Origin of the sequence: Litorimonas sp. WD9-15 (assembly GCF_050271975.1) — a bacterium.
Taxonomy (GTDB): Bacteria; Pseudomonadota; Alphaproteobacteria; order Caulobacterales; family Maricaulaceae; genus Litorimonas.
In genome coordinates this window covers 445,834-466,291 of sequence record NZ_CP189850.1, presented here as the reverse complement: position 1 = coordinate 466,291, position 20,458 = coordinate 445,834, and the positions used below count along the sequence as shown (strand labels likewise).

23 protein-coding genes are annotated in these 20,458 nt (G+C 51.6%); 10 read left to right on the top strand and 13 right to left on the bottom strand.

Translation table 11 applies throughout. From position 1 onward, the window contains the following. Positions 1 to 154 precede the first annotated feature (154 nt). The 5 genes from ACP9M6_RS02270 to ACP9M6_RS02250 all read left to right on the top strand — a co-directional run bounded on the left by ACP9M6_RS02270 (position 155) and on the right by ACP9M6_RS02250 (position 2,840). The gene (locus ACP9M6_RS02270) at positions 155 to 826 is read left to right on the top strand and encodes a fasciclin domain-containing protein (RefSeq protein ID WP_427453075.1); all 672 of its coding nucleotides are present in this window, start codon (positions 155 to 157) and stop codon (positions 824 to 826) included. A gap of 91 nt (positions 827 to 917) precedes the next feature. Next, the gene (locus ACP9M6_RS02265; RefSeq protein WP_427454741.1) at positions 918 to 1,232 is read left to right on the top strand and encodes a YbjQ family protein; all 315 of its coding nucleotides are present in this window, start codon (positions 918 to 920) and stop codon (positions 1,230 to 1,232) included. Then, positions 1,232 to 1,672, top strand: coding sequence for a YbjQ family protein (locus ACP9M6_RS02260; protein WP_427453074.1), 441 nt, complete (start codon positions 1,232 to 1,234; stop codon positions 1,670 to 1,672). The genes ACP9M6_RS02265 and ACP9M6_RS02260 overlap by 1 nt, the downstream gene beginning before the upstream one ends. Further along, on the top strand, positions 1,672 to 2,502 hold the full coding sequence (locus tag ACP9M6_RS02255) for a lysophospholipase (protein WP_427453073.1): 831 nt from the start codon (positions 1,672 to 1,674) through the stop codon (positions 2,500 to 2,502). The genes ACP9M6_RS02260 and ACP9M6_RS02255 overlap by 1 nt, the downstream gene beginning before the upstream one ends. Further along, entirely contained in the window at positions 2,499 to 2,840 is a 342-nt protein-coding gene (locus ACP9M6_RS02250; RefSeq protein WP_427453071.1) for an ArsC/Spx/MgsR family protein, read from the top strand. Before ACP9M6_RS02255 ends, ACP9M6_RS02250 begins: the two co-directional genes overlap by 4 nt. A 64-nt stretch (positions 2,841 to 2,904) precedes the next feature. Here ACP9M6_RS02250 and ACP9M6_RS02245 read toward each other — a convergent pair whose 3' ends face one another. From ACP9M6_RS02245 to ACP9M6_RS02235, 3 genes are all read right to left on the bottom strand, one after another. Then, positions 2,905 to 3,453, bottom strand: coding sequence for a hypothetical protein (locus tag ACP9M6_RS02245; protein WP_427453070.1), 549 nt, complete (start codon positions 3,451 to 3,453; stop codon positions 2,905 to 2,907). Next, positions 3,450 to 5,141, bottom strand: coding sequence for a tetratricopeptide repeat protein (locus tag ACP9M6_RS02240; protein WP_427453069.1), 1,692 nt, complete (start codon positions 5,139 to 5,141; stop codon positions 3,450 to 3,452). Before ACP9M6_RS02240 ends, ACP9M6_RS02245 begins: the two co-directional genes overlap by 4 nt. 515 nt (positions 5,142 to 5,656) lie before the next feature. Continuing rightward, a complete protein-coding gene (locus ACP9M6_RS02235; protein WP_427453067.1) occupies positions 5,657 to 6,130 on the bottom strand; it encodes a GatB/YqeY domain-containing protein in 474 nt (157 codons plus the stop codon). A gap of 199 nt (positions 6,131 to 6,329) precedes the next feature. On the opposite strand from ACP9M6_RS02235, the gene carA reads away from it, so the two are divergent. Next, positions 6,330 to 7,484, top strand: a complete 1,155-nt coding sequence (gene carA, locus ACP9M6_RS02230; protein WP_427453065.1) for a glutamine-hydrolyzing carbamoyl-phosphate synthase small subunit — start codon at positions 6,330 to 6,332, stop codon at positions 7,482 to 7,484. Here the strand turns inward: carA and ACP9M6_RS02225 are convergent. The 4 genes from ACP9M6_RS02225 to ACP9M6_RS02210 are packed head-to-tail and all read right to left on the bottom strand — an operon-like array spanning position 7,481 to position 10,657. After that, positions 7,481 to 7,825 (bottom strand): hypothetical protein, encoded by a 345-nt coding sequence (locus tag ACP9M6_RS02225; protein WP_427453063.1) that lies wholly within the window; start codon positions 7,823 to 7,825, stop codon positions 7,481 to 7,483. The two genes, carA and ACP9M6_RS02225, sit on opposite strands and share 4 nt — an antisense overlap. A 24-nt stretch (positions 7,826 to 7,849) precedes the next feature. Next, positions 7,850 to 8,872, bottom strand: coding sequence for an NAD-dependent epimerase/dehydratase family protein (locus ACP9M6_RS02220; RefSeq protein ID WP_427453061.1), 1,023 nt, complete (start codon positions 8,870 to 8,872; stop codon positions 7,850 to 7,852). A gap of 16 nt (positions 8,873 to 8,888) precedes the next feature. Continuing rightward, a complete protein-coding gene (locus ACP9M6_RS02215) occupies positions 8,889 to 9,680 on the bottom strand; it encodes a hypothetical protein (protein WP_427453060.1) in 792 nt (263 codons plus the stop codon). A 5-nt stretch (positions 9,681 to 9,685) separates the two neighbouring features. Beyond that, positions 9,686 to 10,657, bottom strand: a complete 972-nt coding sequence (locus ACP9M6_RS02210; RefSeq protein WP_427453058.1) for a M48 family metallopeptidase — start codon at positions 10,655 to 10,657, stop codon at positions 9,686 to 9,688. A gap of 204 nt (positions 10,658 to 10,861) precedes the next feature. Here ACP9M6_RS02210 and carB point away from each other — a divergent pair, with 204 nt between their 5' ends. After that, on the top strand, positions 10,862 to 14,149 hold the full coding sequence (gene carB, locus ACP9M6_RS02205; RefSeq protein WP_427453057.1) for a carbamoyl-phosphate synthase large subunit: 3,288 nt from the start codon (positions 10,862 to 10,864) through the stop codon (positions 14,147 to 14,149). A gap of 13 nt (positions 14,150 to 14,162) precedes the next feature. Here carB and ACP9M6_RS02200 read toward each other — a convergent pair whose 3' ends face one another. Together ACP9M6_RS02200 and ACP9M6_RS02195 are read right to left on the bottom strand one after the other, a co-directional pair. Beyond that, entirely contained in the window at positions 14,163 to 14,582 is a 420-nt protein-coding gene (locus ACP9M6_RS02200; RefSeq protein WP_427453056.1) for a hypothetical protein, read from the bottom strand. Then, the gene (locus tag ACP9M6_RS02195) at positions 14,579 to 15,415 is read right to left on the bottom strand and encodes a hypothetical protein (protein WP_427453054.1); all 837 of its coding nucleotides are present in this window, start codon (positions 15,413 to 15,415) and stop codon (positions 14,579 to 14,581) included. The genes ACP9M6_RS02200 and ACP9M6_RS02195 overlap by 4 nt, the downstream gene beginning before the upstream one ends. 38 nt (positions 15,416 to 15,453) lie before the next feature. On the opposite strand from ACP9M6_RS02195, the gene ACP9M6_RS02190 reads away from it, so the two are divergent. Next, positions 15,454 to 15,705: a hypothetical protein gene (locus ACP9M6_RS02190; protein ID WP_427453052.1), complete on the top strand. Its 252-nt coding sequence runs from the start codon at positions 15,454 to 15,456 to the stop codon at positions 15,703 to 15,705. A 10-nt stretch (positions 15,706 to 15,715) separates the two neighbouring features. Here the strand turns inward: ACP9M6_RS02190 and ACP9M6_RS02185 are convergent, their stop codons facing one another. From ACP9M6_RS02185 to ACP9M6_RS02175, 3 genes are all read right to left on the bottom strand, one after another. Further along, complete coding sequence (locus ACP9M6_RS02185) at positions 15,716 to 16,195, bottom strand: hypothetical protein (protein ID WP_427453051.1); 480 nt, start codon at positions 16,193 to 16,195, stop codon at positions 15,716 to 15,718. Then, positions 16,189 to 17,082 carry a hypothetical protein gene (locus ACP9M6_RS02180; RefSeq protein WP_427453049.1) on the bottom strand — a complete coding sequence of 298 codons (894 nt, stop codon included), beginning with the start codon at positions 17,080 to 17,082 and terminating at the stop codon, positions 16,189 to 16,191. The genes ACP9M6_RS02185 and ACP9M6_RS02180 overlap by 7 nt, the downstream gene beginning before the upstream one ends. 343 nt (positions 17,083 to 17,425) lie before the next feature. Next, positions 17,426 to 17,746 (bottom strand): UrcA family protein, encoded by a 321-nt coding sequence (locus ACP9M6_RS02175; protein ID WP_427453047.1) that lies wholly within the window; start codon positions 17,744 to 17,746, stop codon positions 17,426 to 17,428. 337 nt (positions 17,747 to 18,083) lie between these two features. Here ACP9M6_RS02175 and greA point away from each other — a divergent pair, with 337 nt between their 5' ends. Further along, a complete protein-coding gene (greA, locus tag ACP9M6_RS02170) occupies positions 18,084 to 18,557 on the top strand; it encodes a transcription elongation factor GreA (protein ID WP_427454740.1) in 474 nt (157 codons plus the stop codon). Continuing rightward, positions 18,557 to 19,522: a mitochondrial fission ELM1 family protein gene (locus ACP9M6_RS02165; protein ID WP_427453045.1), complete on the top strand. Its 966-nt coding sequence runs from the start codon at positions 18,557 to 18,559 to the stop codon at positions 19,520 to 19,522. Before greA ends, ACP9M6_RS02165 begins: the two co-directional genes overlap by 1 nt. A gap of 1 nt (position 19,523) precedes the next feature. Here ACP9M6_RS02165 and ACP9M6_RS02160 read toward each other — a convergent pair whose 3' ends face one another. Further along, positions 19,524 to 20,372 carry a ThuA domain-containing protein gene (locus ACP9M6_RS02160; protein WP_427453043.1) on the bottom strand — a complete coding sequence of 283 codons (849 nt, stop codon included), beginning with the start codon at positions 20,370 to 20,372 and terminating at the stop codon, positions 19,524 to 19,526. Between the last annotated feature and the right edge of the window lie 86 nt (positions 20,373 to 20,458).

Sequence of the window (20,458 nt, the reverse complement as noted above, 5' to 3'; positions counted from 1 at the left end):
GCTCTCGAAATATGTGTTGAACTGGAAGTGGCGTGGGCGGCCCTGAAAATCAATGGGCAGATTATGACTGTGCTGGCCGCTGGTTATTCCGATCCAATAGGTCCAACGCCGTCGGCGTATCACCTAGAACATAAATATAAGCCGGAGACTACGCATGCCACACTATCTCAAACTCACGACGGCCTTCGCGCTGGCCTTCACATTGGCGGCCTGCGCCTCAACTTATGACAAGCCGTCTGTTGGCATGGACGATTCGGACGCGGCTGTTTTGGTCGCTGAGACGGTCGAGAGCAAAGAAGAGCCGGTCGCTGTTATCCTAAATGAGGGTCGTGGCGAGATGCCTACGCCCGTGATGGTTGGCGGTGCGGCTATGACAGCGGATAAGACGATTGTTGAAAATGCGAGCGCGGCGGATAATCTCACGACGCTTGTGACTTTGGTGAAACAGGCAGAGCTCGTCGAGACGCTCTCCGGTCCCGGCCCGTTCACAGTTTTCGCCCCGACAGATGCCGCCTTTAGCGTGCTTCCGGCGGCGACACGCGACTCTCTAATGTTGGATGAAAACCGCGCGCAGTTGCAGAATATTTTGACCAATCACGTGATTGCCAGCAAACTCACGGCGGGCGATCTCATCTTTAACATTGAACGTAATGGTGGGGCTTATTCGACGACGACCGTTGCGGGCACATCATTGGATTTCTTTATCGTGGATGGGAAAGTTAAAATTGCTGACGCGAATGGTCTTGTCTCGACGGTCACAACCGCCGATGTCCTGCAATCCAATGGCGTCGTCCATGTCGTCAGCTCTGTTCTGATGCCAAAATAGGCTTACTACATTTTAAACATCAGCCCTGACGCGCCTTGCGCAGCAGGGCTTTTTTGTGTCAGAAATTGCGGGAACTTTAAAAGGTGCCGCCATGATCCTCTCCAATCTCGAAACCGTGCCCGGGCGCGACATTGTCGATTATAAAGGCCTCGTCCAAGGCAACACGGTCCGCGCCAAACACGTGGGCCGCGACATCATGGCAGGCTTGAAAAATATCGTCGGCGGGGAATTGGTCGGCTATACCGAATTGCTCGATGAGGCCCGCTCAGAAGCGACAAGCCGGATGGTGGCCGAAGCCAGTGCAATGGGCGCGAATGCGGTCGTCAATGTCCGCTTTTCGACGAGTGCGATCACGCAGGGCGCGTCCGAGCTTTATGTTTACGGGACCGCTGTGGTGATCAGCTGATGTATGCGATTGCGACGACACTTGTCCTTCTGCTGATCGGCGTGTTTTTTGGCACGCGGGCCGAGAAGAAACACGTCGCCTATCTCGCGCTGCGAGAGGAAGAGCTGTCCCATATCATCGTGACGAATTTGAAATCTGTACCCGATGGTTTTGGCACGCCGGAACTCGTGACGGGCTCAACAGTGATTGCCTTTGATTATTTCCGCCGTTTCATCGCGCGGATTGTTATGCTCGTTGGCGGGCGGATTACGATGTATGAAACGATGTTGGATCGCGCGCGGCGGCAGGCTTTGGTCAGGTTGTTGGAAGATGCGGAACGGCGCGGGGCAAAGGCCGTGCATAATATCCGGTTCGAATTTTCCCGCGTTGGCTCCTCCAGCCAGCAGGCGCAAGTCGGCGGCGGGGCGGAATTATTCGCTTACGGCACGGCAGTGAAATAATGAGCCTGAGTTTTACAACATCGGATGGGTTGGCGCTTTACGGCTATCACTGGCCTGTCGACAATCCGAAAGCCATGATGACCCTCGTGCACGGGTTTGGGGAACATGCCGGGCGCTATGCGGATATGGCCGCGCACTTAAACGCGCAGGGCATTGCCGTCGTTGCAGTCGATTTTCGGGGTCATGGGCAGAGCCCTGGCCCGCGTGGCGTTATCCGCGATTATAATGATTTCCGCATGGATCTCTCGGCATTGTTGGAAGGCAGTCGCATGCTCTATCCGAAATGCACGCGTGTTTTATTCGGACATTCCATGGGCGGCGGGATAGTTTTGGATCACGGGCTGAGCGAAGCCTGCGATGTTTGCGCGGTCATCGCAAGTGCGCCGCTTATTGCGCTGGCAAAGCCCGTGCCTGCGCCCTTGCGGATTGTCTCGAAACTCATGGCCAAGCTGACGCCAAAAGGCGTCATGTCCCAACCCATTGATGGGAGTAAAATTTCGACACTGAAATCAGAGCAGGATATTTATGTTCAAGACCCGCTCAATCATGGAAAGCTCGGCTTTCGCCTTGCCGTTGAAATGGTTGAGACCGGCGAAGCGGTCGCGGCAAAAGCAGAGCAATGGGACGCGCCTCTGCTCCTGTTCCATTCCCGGGATGACGCATTGACGGGATTTGCGGCGTCGGAAGATTTCGCGGCGCGCGCAAAACACACCGTCTTTCACGCAATGGAGGGCGTTGCGCATGAAATGCATAATGATACGACGCGGCAGCAGGTCTATGGCCTGATCTCTGATTTTATCCTAACCCAAGCTAAGAGGCCCCGCGCATGAAAATCTATCATCTGAAAACCTGCGACACGTGTCGGAGAGCGATCAAGGCCTTGAAAGTGGCAGGGCATGATCCCGTCCTGCATGATGTGCGGGCGGATGGGTTGGACATTGCGACTGTCGAGGCGCTGGAAGCGGAACTCGGGTTTGCGGCTTTGGTGAATAAGAAAAGTACGACCTGGCGTGGTCTGGATGATGCGACAAAGGAGGGTTTAAGCCGCGAGACGGCTATCCCGCTTCTCGTCGAAAACCCAACTCTGATGAAACGACCTGTGATCGATCATGACGGACATTACACAGTCGGGTGGACGAAAGATGTGCAAGCGGGATACGGTGCCTGACGCATAAAAAAGCCCCCGCGCGAGCAGAGGCTGACTATTTAATTCTTGAAGCGGGGGCCTATGGCTATCCCCATCCTCCCGTCCCAACGGAGCCTTCGGGGTCGAAGAAATAAAGCTTGTTCATCTCTTTGTCATTGAGTTTTACAATAACAGAAAGATAGCCTGAAATCTTCCACTGGCCTTCCTCCGCAGTCACGAGAAGCGGTTTTTTGGTCGAATTTGTTATTGTAACGCGACTGTTCTCTGGATCAACAACCGGCTTATCGGTTTTCCAGCCCGAAATAGCCGTACATGCATTGGCCGGATCAAAGAAGGACAGGTCCTGATCTCCCGGCGGTTTTATGGACACTAATGTACAGTCCACAATCTCATAATCGAACTCTGGAATTGTACCAAGACCGGGTTTGCTCTCAGCGGACCCAACGATTTGGACGATGATTTGGTCGTTTTTTTGGAAATTAAATGTTCCTGCTAAGGGGCCATGTCCGAGTTCGTCACACCGTTCTCCGGCATCGGTAAATATGCGATATTGAAGTGTTTCTGTAACTTGTACAGCGTCGAAGCTCAGCTCCAATATGTAAGTTGCTGATGTCAATTGATTTGAATCTGTCATAGATTTTTGCCCTCCTGCGACAACAATAGGTGGTAATTCTTATCTTGCCGTAAATATGCGAGTTCAGGATCGTTTTTTATTTCCATCAGCGGATAGCCTGATTGCAGCGCTTTTTTCAGCATGGCGAGAGCATTGTCACGCTCAGACAAAATTTCATAGGTTACGAGGGCGCGGTAATAGTCGACTGATGATAGGTTGAGTTCGAGCGGGACATTTCCAAGGGATACCCGTGCTCCCTCCAAATCCCCACGTTTGGCTTTATAAAGCGCGGCCCGACTGTTGAGTGTTCGGTTCGTCGGGGATTTCTCCAACTCGGCATTTAAAAGGGTGAGGGCTTGATCATACGCGGCACCTGCTTCTTTCTTGCGGGATGGCAGGAAACGATAAGCGTCTGCCAGATTAGCCCAATATAAATATTTATGGGAATTTCCGTCCAGTTCCAATGTCTTCTCAAACGCTTCCGCAGAAAGCTCAAATTGTCCCTGAAAGAAAAGATATGTACCAAGATTATTATAAAGCTGCGAAGCTTTGTCGATCTTCAAACCGTCTTGCAAAACCTTAATCGCTTCCGTGGTCCGGTCTTGCATATGTAAGGTATGCGCCAAGCGCGCATATCCGCTCGCATCCTCTTTCGAGAGTGTGATGACGTGCCGGAACATGGACTCCGCATGGGCATATTCATTCTGACCCAAGAGTTGCAGCCCCGAATAGGCATAAAAAACAGGCGCGTCGGGGTAGAGCGAAATCGCGCGTTCCAGTGTGGCTTTTGCGTCTTCACCTCGCCTTTGTTTGTTATAGGTCCGAGCCAGCCCTTCCAGCATGAACATATTATCCGGGTCGAGAATATCTGCCCGGTCATAGGCTTTATGCGCCCCTTCCAGATCGCCCTCCAGTTCTTTGGCCCAGCCCAGTGCAACATTGGCGAGACCCAGATGACTATCATTTCGTAAAGCGGCTTCGGCAGAGGATTTGGCCCGGCGTAAAATAGCGGGGTCTGACTCCAGATCTGTATATTCACGCATCAGGGCCAGGGACAGTCCCGCTCTCGCGGCGGCATTGTCAGGATTTTCCGATAAAATGTTTGTGAAAATAGACTGAGCCGTCTCAATCGCATTTTCATGCGTGTAATATTTCACATGTTCCAATCCCCGCTCTACCCGCGCGGTTTCAGACTTAACCGCCAGAGGCGCTTTCAAGAACATGAAAGATGCGCCAGCCAGACATATCACAAGAAGACTGGCGGCAATCCCATATATCGACTTTTTACTCATCAGGTTTTTAGTCGGTTTTTGTGGTTCAGGTTTTGGGCGCTCAGCCGAGAGCTGTTTATGTTGAATGGCCTCCGGTTGGACCGCCTTCGTTTCCAGTCCTTCTTTTAAGTCTGAGGCGATCGGGATGTCTGCAATGAAACGATATCCGCGTCGGGGTATGGTCTCTATGTAATCATGCCGTCCCCGACTGTCTCCCAAGGCCTTCCGGATGAGGGAGATACCGCGAGAGAGTCTTTCATCGCCTCCAAACTCCACGCCCCAGACAGCTTCGATCAAGTTGGAACGCGTCATAACTGTTTGAGGGTTGTCGACCAGCACCCGTAAAAGGCGCATGACTTTTGATTCCATTGTGAATTGTCCGGCAGGACTCACAATTGTGAGCCCTTCAAAGTCAACGTCTGCTTGTCCGATGCGCATGGCACACTCCGAAAAACGGGCGTAAATAATTCTAAACTCAGCCCTGTTCCGATTTCCTATAATTGGACGTCTTAAAAAAGCCAATAAAAACTGTACGTTATAGACCTAAGAAATACCTAAGAAAGAGCTTATAGCTCCAACAGGACTTAATTTTTCTAATACTACAAACGAAAGCTGTCTTCTGAAGCGATGACGGGAAATTGAAAAAGTGGGGCGTTCAGATGTCTCGTTTCTCGCCCAAGAGATAGCCCGAGCGACCCTTCCCATCCGGTCGTTCGGGCAGATACCCTAGTCGGTTCGTTCACGCCGAATTGGCTCTAAATATCTGAAAGCTTCTATTATTGGTGTGGGCCAATGATGTGAAGCAGACAGACCCTCGCGAGAGGATGCTAGGCCTGCCAGTTTACAATTGGAATAATAGTGGGGCGCTTCCACAATTCATTGTATCGGCAGGCCTAGTGCCTGCCGCCTATGCGCGTCAAATTCAGATAAAGCGTGGTTAAATTTATAGCGTCTTAGCTGCAGAGATGCTGTTTCACGACAGCCCCTGCTTTACCCATATCGACGCGTCCGGCATAATCTTTCTTCAACTGCCCCATAATCTGCCCCATATTTTTGAGACAGGTCGCGCCGGACTCTTCTACGAGTCCTGCAATGACGGCTTTCATTTCCTCATCCGATAGGGGCTGCGGCATGAATTCGCGGATGATTTCAATCTCCTCGCGTTCGCGTTCGGCCAATTCAGGGCGGCCATTGTCCTCATAAGTCTTGGCACTTTCCTCGCGCTGCTTGACCATTTTGGCGAGTAGGGACAAAATTTCGGCCGTCGTGATGCCCTCGCAACGATCTTCCGCACGGGCGGAGATGTCACGATCTTTGACTGCAGCGGTGATCAGGCGCAATGTTGAAACGCGAAGGCGGTCTTTTTCCTTCATCGCGGTTTTTGTGGCGTCATTAATACGGGTCCGCATATCATCAGCAGCTGGCATGGAAAATCCATCATAACCGGGGGCCGCCGCAACGGACCCACTTTCTTGAAGTCGTTGCTAATACGCGCCTATTTCTGTTTTGCCAAGCAGGGAGTGCTGTTTGCTATAATCCTGTGTTTTCCGATCAGGGGGCTTGCGAATCCGCAGAACGGCTCTAAAAGCTCCGACAGTTTGCCTGCCCGTTAGCTGGACACCGATCATGAACGATTACACACCGACGCGTCTTCCAACTGCCGCCCTCGTGCTGGCGAATGGGGAGGTGTTTTATGGCGACGGCATTGGCTATATTGGCAGCGCTGTTGGCGAAGTCTGTTTTAATACCGCAATGACGGGCTATCAGGAAATCCTGACGGATCCGTCCTATGCGGCGCAAATTGTCTGTTTCACGTTTCCACATGTTGGGAATACGGGCACAACAATTGAAGATGAAGAGGCTAGCAGCCCGCGTGCAGAAATCGCGGCGCGTGGCGCGATTTTCCGGGCGGCTGTCACGCCGTCTTCAAGCTGGCGGTCCGATGCTGAATTGGGTGACTGGCTGGCCGCGCGCAAGATCATCGGAATATCCGGTGTCGATACGCGGGCGCTGACAGCCCATATCCGAGATGCAGGTATGCCCAATGGTGTCATCGCGCATGCGCCCGATGGGCAGTTTGATATTCCCGCCTTGGTCGCGCATGCCAAAGATTGGTCGGGACTGGTCGGGGCTGACCTCGCGCAGGACGTGACATCAGAGGCGGGTTTTGAATGGACAGAGGCGAGTTGGATTTTTCCCGAGGGTTACACGAACCGGGAGAATATAAAACGGGTTGTCCTGATTGATTATGGCGTGAAGCGAAACATAATGCGAAACCTGGTAAGTGCCGGGCTAGCCGTCACGGCTGTGTCCGCCAAAACATCAGCAGAAGATATTTTGGCGCTAAAACCCGACGGTATTGTCCTGTCGAATGGTCCAGGTGACCCCGCGGCTACGGGTGAGTATGCGCTACCAACAATCCGGACATTAGTTGAGGCCGATCTGCCCATGCTCGGCATTTGTCTTGGGCATCAGATGTTGGCCCTCGCCTTGGGCGCAAAAACTGTGAAGATGGAACAGGGCCATCACGGTGCGAACCATCCCGTAAAAGACCACACAACCGGAAAAGTCGAAATCGTCTCCATGAATCATGGCTTTGCCGTGGATCAGGACACTCTACCGGATACAGTCGAAGAAACGCATCTCAGCCTGTTTGATGGCAGTAATTGCGGCATCCGCCTGAAAGGCAAACCTGTCTTTTCGGTTCAACACCACCCCGAGGCTAGCCCTGGCCCGCAGGATAGCTACTACCTGTTCGAGCGCTTTGCGGCGATGGTTTAGAAGAGAAACTTTCCAAGAGAATAGAATATAGCAGCCATTGCAAAGGCACTAACAAAGTGCTTCGCGGTCAGTTTTAATCTGTTCCAATCAAGGCGCTGCCATACCGTATTTGGTTTAACTGTCTGACCCGTTCGAAAATTCTCATGCGCTAATATTTGGGGACGTAACAGAGTTGTCGGGGCGCGTTTTACACAGGCTATGAGGCACAAACTAAATAAAGTGAGTTGAATAGCTGACACTATTCCCGAGTCATTGGCTCCAAGATACATCATCAAAAAGCGTGTCGGAATTCTTATGAGATAAAGTACGAGTTTTTCATATTTTTGTACGAAGTCACGCATGGGCCATGGATAGACTGCTGAGAACTAGATTGTCATCCGCCCATTCTCCATCAAACTCCCGGCTGCGGCCAGGACGGCGTCTTTTGCTGGGCGTGGGACGACGCCCGTTAGGGCCGTGACGTAAGCGGCGTCAGCTTCGTGAAAGACGCCTACATCCGGTACAATGCTCTTGATTGTCGTATCGAAGAAACTGCCGATCTTCACCATAAAGTCCGGCATCTCGCGGGTGGGCAGTTTGGCTTTGGGATAGGCCTCGCGGAGAATGGCTGCGATATCGGAAATCCATAATGTGTTGGACGCCGCTATTAACCGCCGCCCGCCGGCTGCCTCTGCCGTCATCGCTTTGATGTGGAGCGAGGCGCAATCGCGTACATCGACAACCGGATAGGCAATACGTGGCATCATGGGAAACTTTCCACTAAACAGGCCTTTGATAATACCGAGCGAAGCTCCACCATTGTCATATGTGTCTGGTCCAAAGACGAGCCCGGGGCACACCGTTGTGATTCTGTCCTTTACGTTCTGCGCCGCCGCATAATCCCAAACCGCCAATTCCGCCCGTGTCTTCGAGACGGGATAGGCCGTTAGCGGTTTCCAATCCGGATCGGACCAATCCTCTTCTTTGACACGCATATGCTCGCCGCGTCCTGGCTGTCCCATCATCGACACCATGGAGGATGTCATCACGACGCGTTCTGCGCCCGCGCCGATGGCTTGTTCAATAACGCGCATCGCGCCTGCCCGCGCCGCAGGGACGAGGGCTTCACGGTTAGAGGGGGCATCCATTGGAAAGGGTGACGCGATATGTTGAACGAAACGGCAATCTTTCACGGCCGTCTTCCAGCCTACATCCGAGTCGAGATCGGCCTCAACTAACTCCAAACGGGAGGTGTCCGAGCTGTGTTCTGCCAGCGCCTCAACAATCCGCTCGCCCTTGACCTTATTGCGAACAGTCCCCCGCACGGCATAGCCTTTGGCAAGCAATCCCGCCGCAACGTGGGAGGCAATAAAACCGGAAATTCCGGTAACAAGAACGGTATCGGTCATATCATTTTCCTAACTCTCAACAGGGAAAAATACTAATATTAGAAATTTCGTTCAGGATGGTCGTTGTAATTCGTCCATGATTAAGTGTGATGTCCAAAGTCAGGGCAAAAATAACGCCCATATATATCATATATGAGAAGCCCCAGAAATTCCCGAGTAACAATGTATAAAACCAATTTTGCCCGAAGATATAAAGGCAGATCGTTACTATAGCCGATATGAGCAACAAGCCTGCAGGCAGTGATAAATGGAAGCGTGCGCCGGGGCGCACCCATGCCAGCAATAGAATGAGGGCGAATGCCAGAATGTTGACGCCCGAGAAAATTCGAATGTCGCGGATTAATCCTGAAACCGTCGCGTCATATTTTCCTTTGATAAACGATTCGAGTTTTTCGGAAATTTTAAGAGCGGTTGCATTCTTGTTTTTGAAAAAACCTGTAACGGCGGATTGACGCTCGGGTGTTACGGTTTCGCATTCGAAATACCGGGAGATTGCTTCCGCCACTGCGATATCGACTTTGGCACCCAATGCGGCCTGAAATGCTTTTCCACGATCGCCGAATTTACCTCTCAGGCGCTCTGCCCCCTCAATAAAATTATCGGTTTGGATATTTGGGTGATGGGTACTGACTTCGGCCTGTACTTTGCTTTGGATTGCAAAAACCGCAACTTTTTGAATATCGTCTCTATCTGCAAAGCTACTTACAAAGATGAGCGTGAAAATGGCTATCCCTGAAATTGCGACGGCCATTAGAAACCATCTTAACCACCCCATGCTTTTTTCGACAGATTTGTCTTCATTGGTCATCGCAACTAACGTATCGAAATTTTGGTCGGGCAGTTGTAATTGTAGAGTTCTATCGCTTCCGGCATCCAGCGTTTGAAATCCGCGACGCGGGTTTCCGGGCTGGGATGGGTGCTTTGAAATTCCGGTGGTGTTGCGCCGGCATTGGCTCCCATACGTTCCCACAGTTTTGGGGCCTCACGCGGATCATAGCAGGCGCGCGCGACGAGGAGCAGACCGATATAATCGGCTTCAGATTCATGTTTGCGGGAAAAGGGCAGGGCGTAGCCATATTGGCTGATCCCGCCAAACACGCCCATGACCGCACGTTGGGCTCCGGCATCCATTCCGCCCGCTCCGAGGGAGACCCCTGCGCCGACAATCCGTTGCATATTTTGTTGCGCCATTCGCTCCGCGCCGTGATGGGCGAGGGCATGCGCGATCTCGTGCCCCATGACGACCGCCAAACCGTCTTCATTTTCGGCAATCGGAATGAGCCCCGTATAGATCGCGGAATAGCCGCCGGGCAGGGCAAAAGCATTGGCTTGTTCGCTGTCGATAACATTCACTGCCCAGTCAAAACCGGATGGTTTGCCCGTTTCCGCAACCAGCATCTGGTCGGCTGTTGTGGCCAGCCTGTCCCCGATTTGGCGCACGGCTTGAACGACGGGCTCATTGCCCGACAGGACTTTCGAATCGCTGAGGATCTGTTGATAGGATTGCAGGCCGAGCTGCATTTCCTGCGCCGGTTCCATCGTTCGTAGTTGACTGCGCCCCGTCAGGGGTACGGTTTCCTGATTCATGAAATAATATATGCCCGCCCCGATCGCGAAGAGCAGCATGATTTGCCACCGAAACCCGCCGCGTCGCCGCCCGCCGCCCAGCATAGACCGCGCGACGCTTGACCCACCGCTTCTGGAACGCCCGAATTGCGCAGGAGCAGGTCTGCGGACGACTCGCCGTGAGGGCCGCTGCCCGCCATATTGCCGTCTGTAAACCATGCTCACTCTCCACGCTATTAGTGCAGACTACCCGTCCGAAGTCGAAAGGCAAAGCCGAAACGAAGGCCTTTTAAGTCTTTGCGCCTGAATGAGCGTAGAAAAATCGCTTTTCCACGCCTTTGTCAGCGACGCTCTCTTGCATGGCTGCGCCCATATCATTATGGCGAAGCAATTTGCTTTTTCGCCCGCACGGATACGAGCCTCATGCCTAAACGGACCGACATTTCCTCCATCCTGATCATCGGGGCTGGCCCTATTATTATCGGCCAAGCCTGTGAGTTTGATTACTCCGGTGTGCAGGCCTGCAAAGCGCTCCGCGATGAAGGTTATCGCGTCATTCTCGTTAACTCGAACCCTGCCACGATCATGACCGATCCGGGCATGGCGGATGCGACCTATGTCGAACCGATCACGCCCGAAATTGTCGAGAAAATTATCGCGATTGAGAAACCGGATGCGTTGCTGCCGACAATGGGCGGGCAGACGGCACTGAACACGGCACTGGCACTGGAAGAAATGGGCGCGCTGGAAAAGCACGGGGTCGAAATGATCGGTGCGAAAGCGGATGTGATTGATAAAGCCGAGAGCCGCGACCGTTTTGCGAAGGCCATGACGAAGATCGGTCTCGAAAATCCCCGTGCCAACATCATTACGGCTCCGATCGGTCCTGACGGGGAAGCTAATATTGCCGAAGGCGTCGCAGAAGCCGTTCGCAAACTCCCTGAAACGGGACTGCCCGCCATTATCCGTCCGGCATTCACCATGGGCGGCACGGGTGGAGGCGTCGCCTATAATCATCAGGAGTTTGAAGAAATCGTCCGCTCCGGCCTCGCGGCGTCTCCGACGAATGAAGTCCTGATTGATGAGAGCCTGTTGGGGTGGAAAGAATATGAGATGGAGGTTGTTCGCGACAAGGCGGATAATTGCATCATCATCTGCGCGATTGAAAATATTGATCCGATGGGTGTTCATACGGGCGACTCGATTACAGTCGCCCCCGCACTGACCCTCACGGATAAAGAATACCAGATGATGCGGAATGCCTCCATCGCGGTCCTCCGCGAAATTGGCGTCGAGACGGGCGGGTCGAATGTTCAGTTCGGTATTAATCCGAAAGACGGCCGTATGGTCGTGATCGAGATGAATCCGCGTGTCTCGCGGTCCTCGGCGCTGGCCTCCAAAGCGACAGGTTTCCCCATTGCGAAAATCGCGGCGAAACTCGCCGTCGGCTACACATTGGATGAACTGGATAATGACATCACGGGCGCAACGCCTGCCGCATTTGAGCCGACCATTGATTATGTCGTCACTAAAATTCCCCGCTTTGCCTTCGAAAAATTCCCGGGCTCGGAGCCTATCCTGACAACGGCTATGCGATCTGTCGGTGAAGCTATGGCGATTGGCCGGACCTTTGCGGAGAGTTTGCAGAAAGCCCTGCGATCTCTCGAAACCGATCTGGAAGGTCTGGACGAAATTGATCTGGGCACGGATGATCCGGAAGAAATTTCTGCCCTTCTGAAATCCCGCCTCTCTATTCAAGCACCGGACCGCATTCTCGTCATCGCGCAAGCCTTCCGCGCGGGTTTCTCTGTCGAAAAAGTCCAGCAATACACGAGTTTCGATCCGTGGTTCCTGCGCCAGTTTGAAGCCATTGTGAAAGCCGAAAGATGGCTCACCGAGAAGGGTTTACCTAAGGACGCCGCAACATGGCGGGCCATCAAATCCGAAGGCTTTTCTGATGCCCGTATCGGAACATTGACGGGCAAAGCGGAACGCGCAGTCCGCAAGGCGCGGCACAAAGCGGGAGTCCGTCCTGTCTATAAACGCGTCGACACCTGCGCAGCGGAATTCGCGGCGAAGACACCTTACATGTATTCCACATATGAGATGCCGAGCTTTGGCGGTGAAGTTGCGAATGAAGCCCGCGTCTCTGACCGCAAGAAAGTCGTTATCCTCGGGGGCGGCCCTAACCGCATTGGCCAGGGGATTGAGTTTGATTATTGCTGCTGCCACGCGGCCTATGCCATGGCGGAAATGGATATTGAATCCATCATGGTCAATTGTAACCCAGAAACTGTTTCCACCGATTACGATACTTCAGACCGTCTCTATTTTGAACCGCTCAGCGAAGAAGATGTGCTGGAATTAATTCACGGCGAAATGCAGTCCGGTGAACTGCTCGGCGTCATCGTCCAGTTCGGCGGGCAGACCCCCTTGAAACTCGCCGAAGCCTTGGAAGCTAATGGTATTCCATTATTGGGCACAAAACGCGATGCCTTGGACCGTGCGGAAGACCGGGAACGGTTCAAAGACCTCGTCGACACACTCGGCTTGAAGCAACCTAATAACGCCATCGCCCGCAATGCGAAAGAAGCCCAAGCGGCTGCCGATATCGTCGGTTATCCGCTCGTCCTTCGCCCGTCCAACGTCCTCGGTGGACGCGGGATGGAGATTGTGGACTCGGATGCGGAATTAAAACGCTATATCAATGAAGCCGTCAAAGTTTCCGGCAAATCCCCGCTCCTCATCGACCAATATCTCCGCGATGCGGTGGAAGTCGATGTCGACGTCATCTGTGACGGGGAAGAAGTTTTCGTCGCGGGTATCATGGAACATATCGAAGAAGCCGGCGTCCATTCCGGCGACAGTGCCTGCTCCCTTCCGCCCTATACATTATCAGACGACATTGTCGCGGAACTGGGTCGGCAGGCTGAGGCGCTGGCGCTGGAACTCGGCGTGGTTGGGTTTATGAACACGCAATTCGCCGTGAAAGACGGCGTTGTTTATCTGATTGAGGTGAACCCGCGAGCGTCCCGCACAGTCCCCTTTGTCGCGAAAGCCATTGGGCTTCCAGTTGCGAATATCGCGGCGAAAGTTATGGCGGGCGCGAAACTCTCGGATTTCGATCTCACTCTCCGCCCGCAGAAATATATTGCGGTGAAAGAAGCCGTCTTCCCCTTTGCCCGCTTCCCGGGTGTGGACACAGTCCTCGGGCCGGAAATGCGGTCCACGGGTGAAGTCATGGGACTGGCCGATAATTTCGGACTGGCCTTTGCGAAGAGTCAGCTTGGCGGCGGTGTGAACCTGCCGAAATCAGGCAAAGTCTTCATCTCCGTGCGCGAAGATCATAAACCGATCATGGTCGGCCTCGCCAAAGACCTCATCGCGCTTGGGTTCACAATTATCGCCACGGGCGGGACAACGAAATTCCTGCGCGAAAATGGTGTAGAAGTCGAATATGTCCGCAAAGTCCATGAAGGTCGCCCGCATATTGTCGATGCCATGAAAAACGGCGACATCGCGCTCGTGTTCAACACAACGGCGGGCAAGCAAGCGCTAGAGGATTCAAAATCCCTCCGCCGCACAGCCCTCACCCAAAAAATCCCCTATTTCACAACCGCCGCCGCCGCGAAGGCTACGGTAGAGGCGATTAAAGCGCTGGCGGAAGGGGATTACGAGGTGGAGAGTTTGCAGAGTATTGCGGCGGGGTAAGCCAAAAAAAGCTTTAATCTTCCGATATGTTTATAGCTTTTTCGACATTGATTTTAAAGCCAGGCGTCTCTTTATAGTTTAAAAGTCTTCCGTCATTATCAATTTGTATGATTGTGGAGTTATTATTTGAATCTTCATAGCGTATAGCAATGCCTTCGGCATTTGCTAAGCAACCAATTTCTAATTTCGATTGCAGTCCGTGTTTTTTGAAAAATGACGAGATTTGGTTAGTGTAATTGTAGGGGTTAGAAACGCCTTCTAATTTAACATATGTATTTAAATATTTTTCTTCGCCTAGATTTTCATAAAGAAATATACCTGTAACAGATTCACATCTAGTCATTATATTTACAGCAGAAGAATTTGATGCAAGCGCATTATTAGCTAAAAGTATAGAGACGATTGTCGATAGACCGATTTTATTTAACTTCATAATATACAATCTCCCATGGCGTCCAGAAGGTTAGCTTCTGTTGCCGCTTCGATTAATTCTTTTATTTCATCATCACTATAGGACTCTCTTGCCCACGAAGGCTGAACATAGCCTTCATATTCTAGTAAATCTCCATCTGGTGAAATGATATAGGTTGCAACATTTTGCCCGCCGCCTAATTGACTAATAGTTTCTGCCGTTGCTAGATCGCCAGTTGAAGGACCTCTATTAAATGCATCGTCCCCTATTCTTGCGCTCAATGTCGACAGATCAGAAGGCGGGTGGCGGTGAATGATGCCAACAACGTGTTCAAAAGACAAGCTATTTGCAGCTAAGCTAGTTCCTCCCTCTGTCAATACTCTAAATGGTATACTGTTTTCATTTCCTGTTACCCTAGCAAGAATAAAAGTACGACCTTCGAATGTCACAATTAACGCCCCATGTTCTAATTCCGATTCAGCAAATCCAGCAGAAATATCTGATTGTAATGCTTCATTAAACTCTTGCGCAAGGCGGTCCACCCCCCGCTCTTTATCTTGCTCCACATAGCATAACAGTTCTTCTTCCGTCTCCTCATCAAAAATGGTGTCATCCATTCCTTCCTCGTTAAGCGGATTGAAATCCGGACTCTGCCCCGCGCCTGTTTCGGTGACGCCGGTGGGATTTCGAGGAGTTTGCGGGCAGCTTGTTGGTGTGCTGCCCTCAACATAAGCATAACACGCGAGGCGGACAGGCGGTGGTGCGACTTCGACCGGTTGGACAATCGCGGCGGGCGGTGTTGTAAGATGTCGAATGATCTCCGATGGACCCGTGTCGATAAACAAAAAATCCATGTGCCTCTCCCGTTGCATTACACTCGTAATTTAAGGAGATGTTATGTGTAAATGTACAATCCAGAGTATATTTCATCGATCTGAAAAACGGCGATATTGCGCTCGTCTTCAATACAACGGCGGGCAAACAGGCGTTAGAGGATTCAAAATCCCTCCGCCGCACAGCCCTCACCCAAAAAACCCCCTATTTCACGACCGCAGCTGCGGCCAAGGCTACTGTCGAGGCGATTAAAGCGCTGGCGGAAGGGGATTATGAAGTAGAGAGTTTGCAGAGTATCGCGGCGGGGTGAAACGTTAAGTCTATTTGGGTTTTCGTTTCGTTGACCGAGATCCCAGCACTAATCCATCTGAAAAAACTTGAATAGATGTACTGTCAATTCTACTTTTTTTGTTGCCCTCAAATGATTTGCCTAAAGAAAACACTATCTCAAAAGCACCAGAGCTCTCTCCGCATCTTACGCTCATACTCCTATAGATAAGATCGTCACTGTTAATAGATTTTGTCAAATGTTCACTTATATCGTGACTCTGGTTGGCTGACACGATTTTACCCGACACAGATGCACGGCTTCCGTTTATATCGCTCGTTGCTGCAAAAGCGGATATATATAATGCGCTATCACCACAGATATACTCACTCGTTTGACGAACGCTTTCCACTGGAATTAAAATGGAAAGTTGAGCCGATCTTTCAGGATCAAAGAATAAATCGGCATTAGCCGATGTATTAGTTGAGATTAGTATTAGGGTAAGTAAGCTTGTTTTTTTGAAGTTTAACATTCACTACCTGCGTCTTTCTCTGCCTCAATTATTCGATCTTGGAGGGATTGTCCAGGAGCGTCAGGGTTTGGATCAGAGTAGCTATACTCTCTCAAGACACCGTCTGGGCCCAATATATAGTGCGATACATCGTCCACCGATGTCCGTAACCCGCCCGAAGTGAGAAACCTTTCTCCAGCGGCCCAATCCCAAGGGTCATATGGTTCGCCTGTAATTGGATGCGTTCTTAAACCACCAGTATGTCTGCTGGATGGAAACGTGCTTCCAAAATTTAACGCAGATAATTGATTCAAATTATCTACATTGACGAAACCCGGCCCTGTATCCGAAGGGTGAAGGTGGACAATACCAACAATATTCGATTGATTAATGTCCCCAAATTCATTTTGCGCATCACGGAGCATTTGATCCAATCTAACTGTACCTGTGCTTCCCCCGAATGTGGGCGATGCAAATACGATGCTCCCATCTTCTAAGCGCAGCACAAAGGTCCCAAGTTCTAGATTATTTGGATTATCGACACTATTATTTATATCCCTAATTTCTTCTGCCGCGCGTTGAGCCGCATCATCCATTTCCCGCTCTTCATCTTGCTCCACATAGCATAACAGTTCTTCTTCCGTCTCCTCATCAAAAATGGTGTCATCCATTCCTTCCTCGTTAAGCGGATTGAAATCCGGACTCTGCCCCGCGCCTGTTTCGGTGACGCCGGTGGGACTTCGAGGAGTTTGTGGGCAGCTTGTTGGTGTGCTGCCCTCAATATAAGCATAACACGCGAGGAGGACGGGCTGTGGTGCGACTTCGACCGGTTGGACAATCGCGGCGGGCGGTGTTGTAAGATGTCGAATGATCTCCGATGGACCCGTGTCGATAAACAAAAAATCCATGTGCCTCTCCCGTTGCATTACACTGGTAGTTTGAAGAAGTGCTTTGTGTCAATATACAACTTTAAATAAGTGCCGAGGCTTGATCCGAGTGGCATCACCTTTTTTCTATTTGAGATCCGCCCGCATCCGCTATCGTCATAGGGCAGAGTGTGAGACTTGACTCATCCCCTCAACACACCGTAACAATAAAAGTCTTTTGATTTTCGTCTCCTTTCGATGCTCAAGACATTCCGGCGGCAGGGTGGCACTCCTGCCGCCATTTTATTTTTGTTATCTTCATCTTATTTTCAGGCATAAAAAAAGCGGGATTGCTCCCGCTTGCGTTTTTCAGAGTTTGAGGCGTTTAGCTTCGCATTTTCGAATGATGCTCCGAGAGGATTTCACTGGCGGCGTTTTCAACGAAACTGTCCAGTAGGACCGAGGCACAGTCAGAGGCTATGCGTATTTCTTGTAAGCCCCGTGTTCCATCTGTGGAACAAGCGCTTTCAGATTTTTTCACGAGTTTGTCATAGACGATTTCAACGCCCCACTCCGTTTCAAGATACCGTGTATCGATTTCGACACTGACCGTATCCGCAGTTGATGCAAATGCGGCGGGGGCCATGGCGAGACCTGCTGTAGCGGTTGCAATCATTGCGATTTTGAATGTTTTTAATGTCGTCATGTCAGTCTCCTTTTAATCTCCCACCACAGGCCGGAATTGGCGTGGCGGGCTGACAGCCCCTCCCGCCCCGGCTGGCACGCTAGGGCGAGAGAGTGATAAGGAATTGGAAGGGGTTCTTTCATTTACCTTATTGCTTATCAATAAACGACATATGTCGTATTGTATAGAGTTTTTTATTGTTTTTCGATAATTTAATAAAGTGGAATGACTCGAAGAGTTTGGGTGTGGAGGGGCCTGAATTTTGATCGAAGCGATTTCTAACTTGACGACCCGACATTTCGCCTTATCTGCTTGCGGCTTGTAAATTCGCCGAAATAGAGTTTGGGACAGACCCATGATGCAGAAATATCCAATGACCGTTCAGGGCCATGCCGCGCTTGAAACAGAGTTAAAGCATTTGAAGTCTGTGGAGCGTCCAGAGATCATCAATGCCATTTCCGTTGCGCGCGATCATGGCGATTTGTCCGAGAATGCCGAATATCATGCGGCAAAAGAAAAGCAGGGCTTTATCGAAGGCCGAATTCAGGAACTCGAATCTAAACTGTCCCTCGCACAGGTTATCGATCCGTCCTCTATGTCGGGGGATGTCGTTCGGTTTGGCGCGACGGTAAAAGTTGTGAATGAAGACACGGACGAAGAGTCGACCTACCAAATTGTGGGTGAGGACGAGGCCAGCGTGAAGGACGGCAAAATCTCCGTCACGTCACCCATTGCTCGCGCGATGATCACGAAAGAAGTCGGCGACAGTATTGAAGTTATCGCGCCGGGTGGATCCAAAGCTTACGAAATCCTCGAGGTCGATTACAAATAGTGACGGTTGTTTCGGAAAGTTGCGAGGCTGTAAAATGCCTCGTTATTTCCGACGGACGGCGCGGTATTGAAAATCAGGCTTTGGGATTGGCGGAAGCCTGCGCCGCTTTGCAGCCGCTCTCGATCCAGACGCAACATATTCAGCACAACACCTTCGTTGCGGCCCTGCCGCCGGGATTGCAATTACGCGTTGCTCGTTTCGAGCTCCCGGAGTGTGACATTGCTATTGGCTGCGGGCGGCAGGCGATTGCGCCACTCTTGAAATTGAAGCGGGATAATCCCGCCATCTTTACCGTTTATATTCAGGATCCCCGCATCAGCCCTGACGCTTTCGATCTTGTCATCGCACCGGAACATGACGGATTGAACGGGCCAAATGTTATAAACATGATTGGCTCCCCGAATCGTGTGACGGAAACTCGGATCATTGGCGAGACGCTGAAATTTGCGGCGGGTCTGGCAAAGCTTCCTTCTCCGAAAACAGCATTCCTGATAGGCGGAACGTCGAAAACGCATATGCTGACTCCGGACGATCATGCCAGTCATCTCGCCCATGCGAAGACATTATATGCTGCAGGGCATAGCTTGCTGATTACGACATCACGAAGAACGCCGGATTTTGCACGGGAGGCTTGGACAGATTTCGCATCAGAATCGGACCGAATATGGCTCTATGACGGAAACGGCCCGAATCCGTATTTCGCCTTTCTGGGTGCGGCGGATCTAATCCTCGTGACTGAAGATAGCACGAACATGCTGACCGAAGCCTGCGGGACGGGCAAACCGGTTTACCGTCTGCAGATGTCTGGCAAAGCGGGGAAGTTTCAGACACTTTATGGGGCTTTAGAATTACGGTGCGATGCCGTTTCTTATACGGGACAATTATCCGGCGCAGACTTTCTTCCGTTAGATGAAACGACCCGTGCCGCCCAGGAATTGTGGAACAGATTCAAGTCGTCGCCTTAACCTAAGGACATCCCGCTTCACCTTCTGTCCGAACCCAAGCCATCGCATTTCGCAAAACTGTTTGGTGCGCCATATTATCATAAGCGTCAGTTTTGTGGCCTAGCGCAGAGTAGATCATTTTCCCCTGTCCCGGGCATTTGGCCCAAATGATCGGATGATCTTCCGGCTCCGGTCCCATGCGCAAATCTTCGACGCCGTAGACTTTGTTGACGGGCGAATAGGTGCTCTCATCCAGACCGGCCAGCACGACGACATCACCGGCGACTGGACCCGTGAAGGTGTACCATTCATCCATATGTGAAAATTTAGCGCCGATCCCGTCCATAACGGGGTGAGTGGGGGCCAGCGTCACGACATCCGCTATTTGGAATTGTGGGTCGGCAGGGTGGCTGACAAATTCTGTTCCCAATTGTGTTTCCCACCACGGCCAAGTCGCCGCGAGGCTGCTGTCGCCCATCGCGTGTTGGGCAATCATTCCGCCGCCACTTTCGACAAAGCGTTCAATGGCGGATTGTTGATCGGGTGTCAGGATATCACCCGTGGCAGAATTCATGACGATGACGCTGAATTTTTCCAGATTGGCCTCTGTGAAGACGCCCGTGTTTTCTGTGATAAATATTCCGGAGCCATTTTCATCTGACTCCCGCGACCAGAATGCTGCTGCACCTGCAATCCCGCTATCATGACGCCAGTCTTTCGTCGCCGAAAAGACGAGCGTTGCGCCCTCCGGCATATAATCATAACTTCGGGGCCACTCGAAATTCGTGGTATCAGACGTTTCATCGGCGGCTTGAACGGCCAAACATCCCGTGGTGAGAAGAACGGTACAGAGGAGAACTATCTTTTTCATAAGACACGCTCTGGCAGATAGGGAGCATCTTCACAAGTCCGTGCACAGATTCAACGGCGAACTCCTGTTGCGACTCAGGTCTGCGC

What these genes read in the sequence shown, in the direction of transcription:
- ACP9M6_RS02215 (WP_427453060.1), bottom strand. Translation starts at nt 9,680, where the DNA reads ATGACCAATGAAGACAAATCTGTCGAAAAAAGCATGGGGTGGTTAAGA.
- ACP9M6_RS02270 (WP_427453075.1), top strand. Translation starts at nt 155, where the DNA reads ATGCCACACTATCTCAAACTCACGACGGCCTTCGCGCTGGCCTTCACA.
- ACP9M6_RS02210 (WP_427453058.1), bottom strand. Translation starts at nt 10,657, where the DNA reads ATGGTTTACAGACGGCAATATGGCGGGCAGCGGCCCTCACGGCGAGTC.
- ACP9M6_RS02190 (WP_427453052.1), top strand. Translation starts at nt 15,454, where the DNA reads ATGTTATGTGTAAATGTACAATCCAGAGTATATTTCATCGATCTGAAA.
- ACP9M6_RS02200 (WP_427453056.1), bottom strand. Translation starts at nt 14,582, where the DNA reads ATGAAGTTAAATAAAATCGGTCTATCGACAATCGTCTCTATACTTTTA.
- carB (WP_427453057.1), top strand. Translation starts at nt 10,862, where the DNA reads ATGCCTAAACGGACCGACATTTCCTCCATCCTGATCATCGGGGCTGGC.
- ACP9M6_RS02160 (WP_427453043.1), bottom strand. Translation starts at nt 20,372, where the DNA reads ATGAAAAAGATAGTTCTCCTCTGTACCGTTCTTCTCACCACGGGATGT.
- ACP9M6_RS02245 (WP_427453070.1), bottom strand. Translation starts at nt 3,453, where the DNA reads ATGACAGATTCAAATCAATTGACATCAGCAACTTACATATTGGAGCTG.
- ACP9M6_RS02265 (WP_427454741.1), top strand. Translation starts at nt 918, where the DNA reads ATGATCCTCTCCAATCTCGAAACCGTGCCCGGGCGCGACATTGTCGAT.
- carA (WP_427453065.1), top strand. Translation starts at nt 6,330, where the DNA reads ATGAACGATTACACACCGACGCGTCTTCCAACTGCCGCCCTCGTGCTG.
- ACP9M6_RS02240 (WP_427453069.1), bottom strand. Translation starts at nt 5,141, where the DNA reads ATGCGCATCGGACAAGCAGACGTTGACTTTGAAGGGCTCACAATTGTG.
- ACP9M6_RS02250 (WP_427453071.1), top strand. Translation starts at nt 2,499, where the DNA reads ATGAAAATCTATCATCTGAAAACCTGCGACACGTGTCGGAGAGCGATC.
- ACP9M6_RS02225 (WP_427453063.1), bottom strand. Translation starts at nt 7,825, where the DNA reads ATGCGTGACTTCGTACAAAAATATGAAAAACTCGTACTTTATCTCATA.
- ACP9M6_RS02260 (WP_427453074.1), top strand. Translation starts at nt 1,232, where the DNA reads ATGTATGCGATTGCGACGACACTTGTCCTTCTGCTGATCGGCGTGTTT.
- ACP9M6_RS02255 (WP_427453073.1), top strand. Translation starts at nt 1,672, where the DNA reads ATGAGCCTGAGTTTTACAACATCGGATGGGTTGGCGCTTTACGGCTAT.
- ACP9M6_RS02220 (WP_427453061.1), bottom strand. Translation starts at nt 8,872, where the DNA reads ATGACCGATACCGTTCTTGTTACCGGAATTTCCGGTTTTATTGCCTCC.
- ACP9M6_RS02195 (WP_427453054.1), bottom strand. Translation starts at nt 15,415, where the DNA reads ATGGATTTTTTGTTTATCGACACGGGTCCATCGGAGATCATTCGACAT.
- ACP9M6_RS02175 (WP_427453047.1), bottom strand. Translation starts at nt 17,746, where the DNA reads ATGACGACATTAAAAACATTCAAAATCGCAATGATTGCAACCGCTACA.
- ACP9M6_RS02235 (WP_427453067.1), bottom strand. Translation starts at nt 6,130, where the DNA reads ATGCCAGCTGCTGATGATATGCGGACCCGTATTAATGACGCCACAAAA.
- ACP9M6_RS02185 (WP_427453051.1), bottom strand. Translation starts at nt 16,195, where the DNA reads ATGTTAAACTTCAAAAAAACAAGCTTACTTACCCTAATACTAATCTCA.
- greA (WP_427454740.1), top strand. Translation starts at nt 18,084, where the DNA reads ATGCAGAAATATCCAATGACCGTTCAGGGCCATGCCGCGCTTGAAACA.
- ACP9M6_RS02180 (WP_427453049.1), bottom strand. Translation starts at nt 17,082, where the DNA reads ATGGATTTTTTGTTTATCGACACGGGTCCATCGGAGATCATTCGACAT.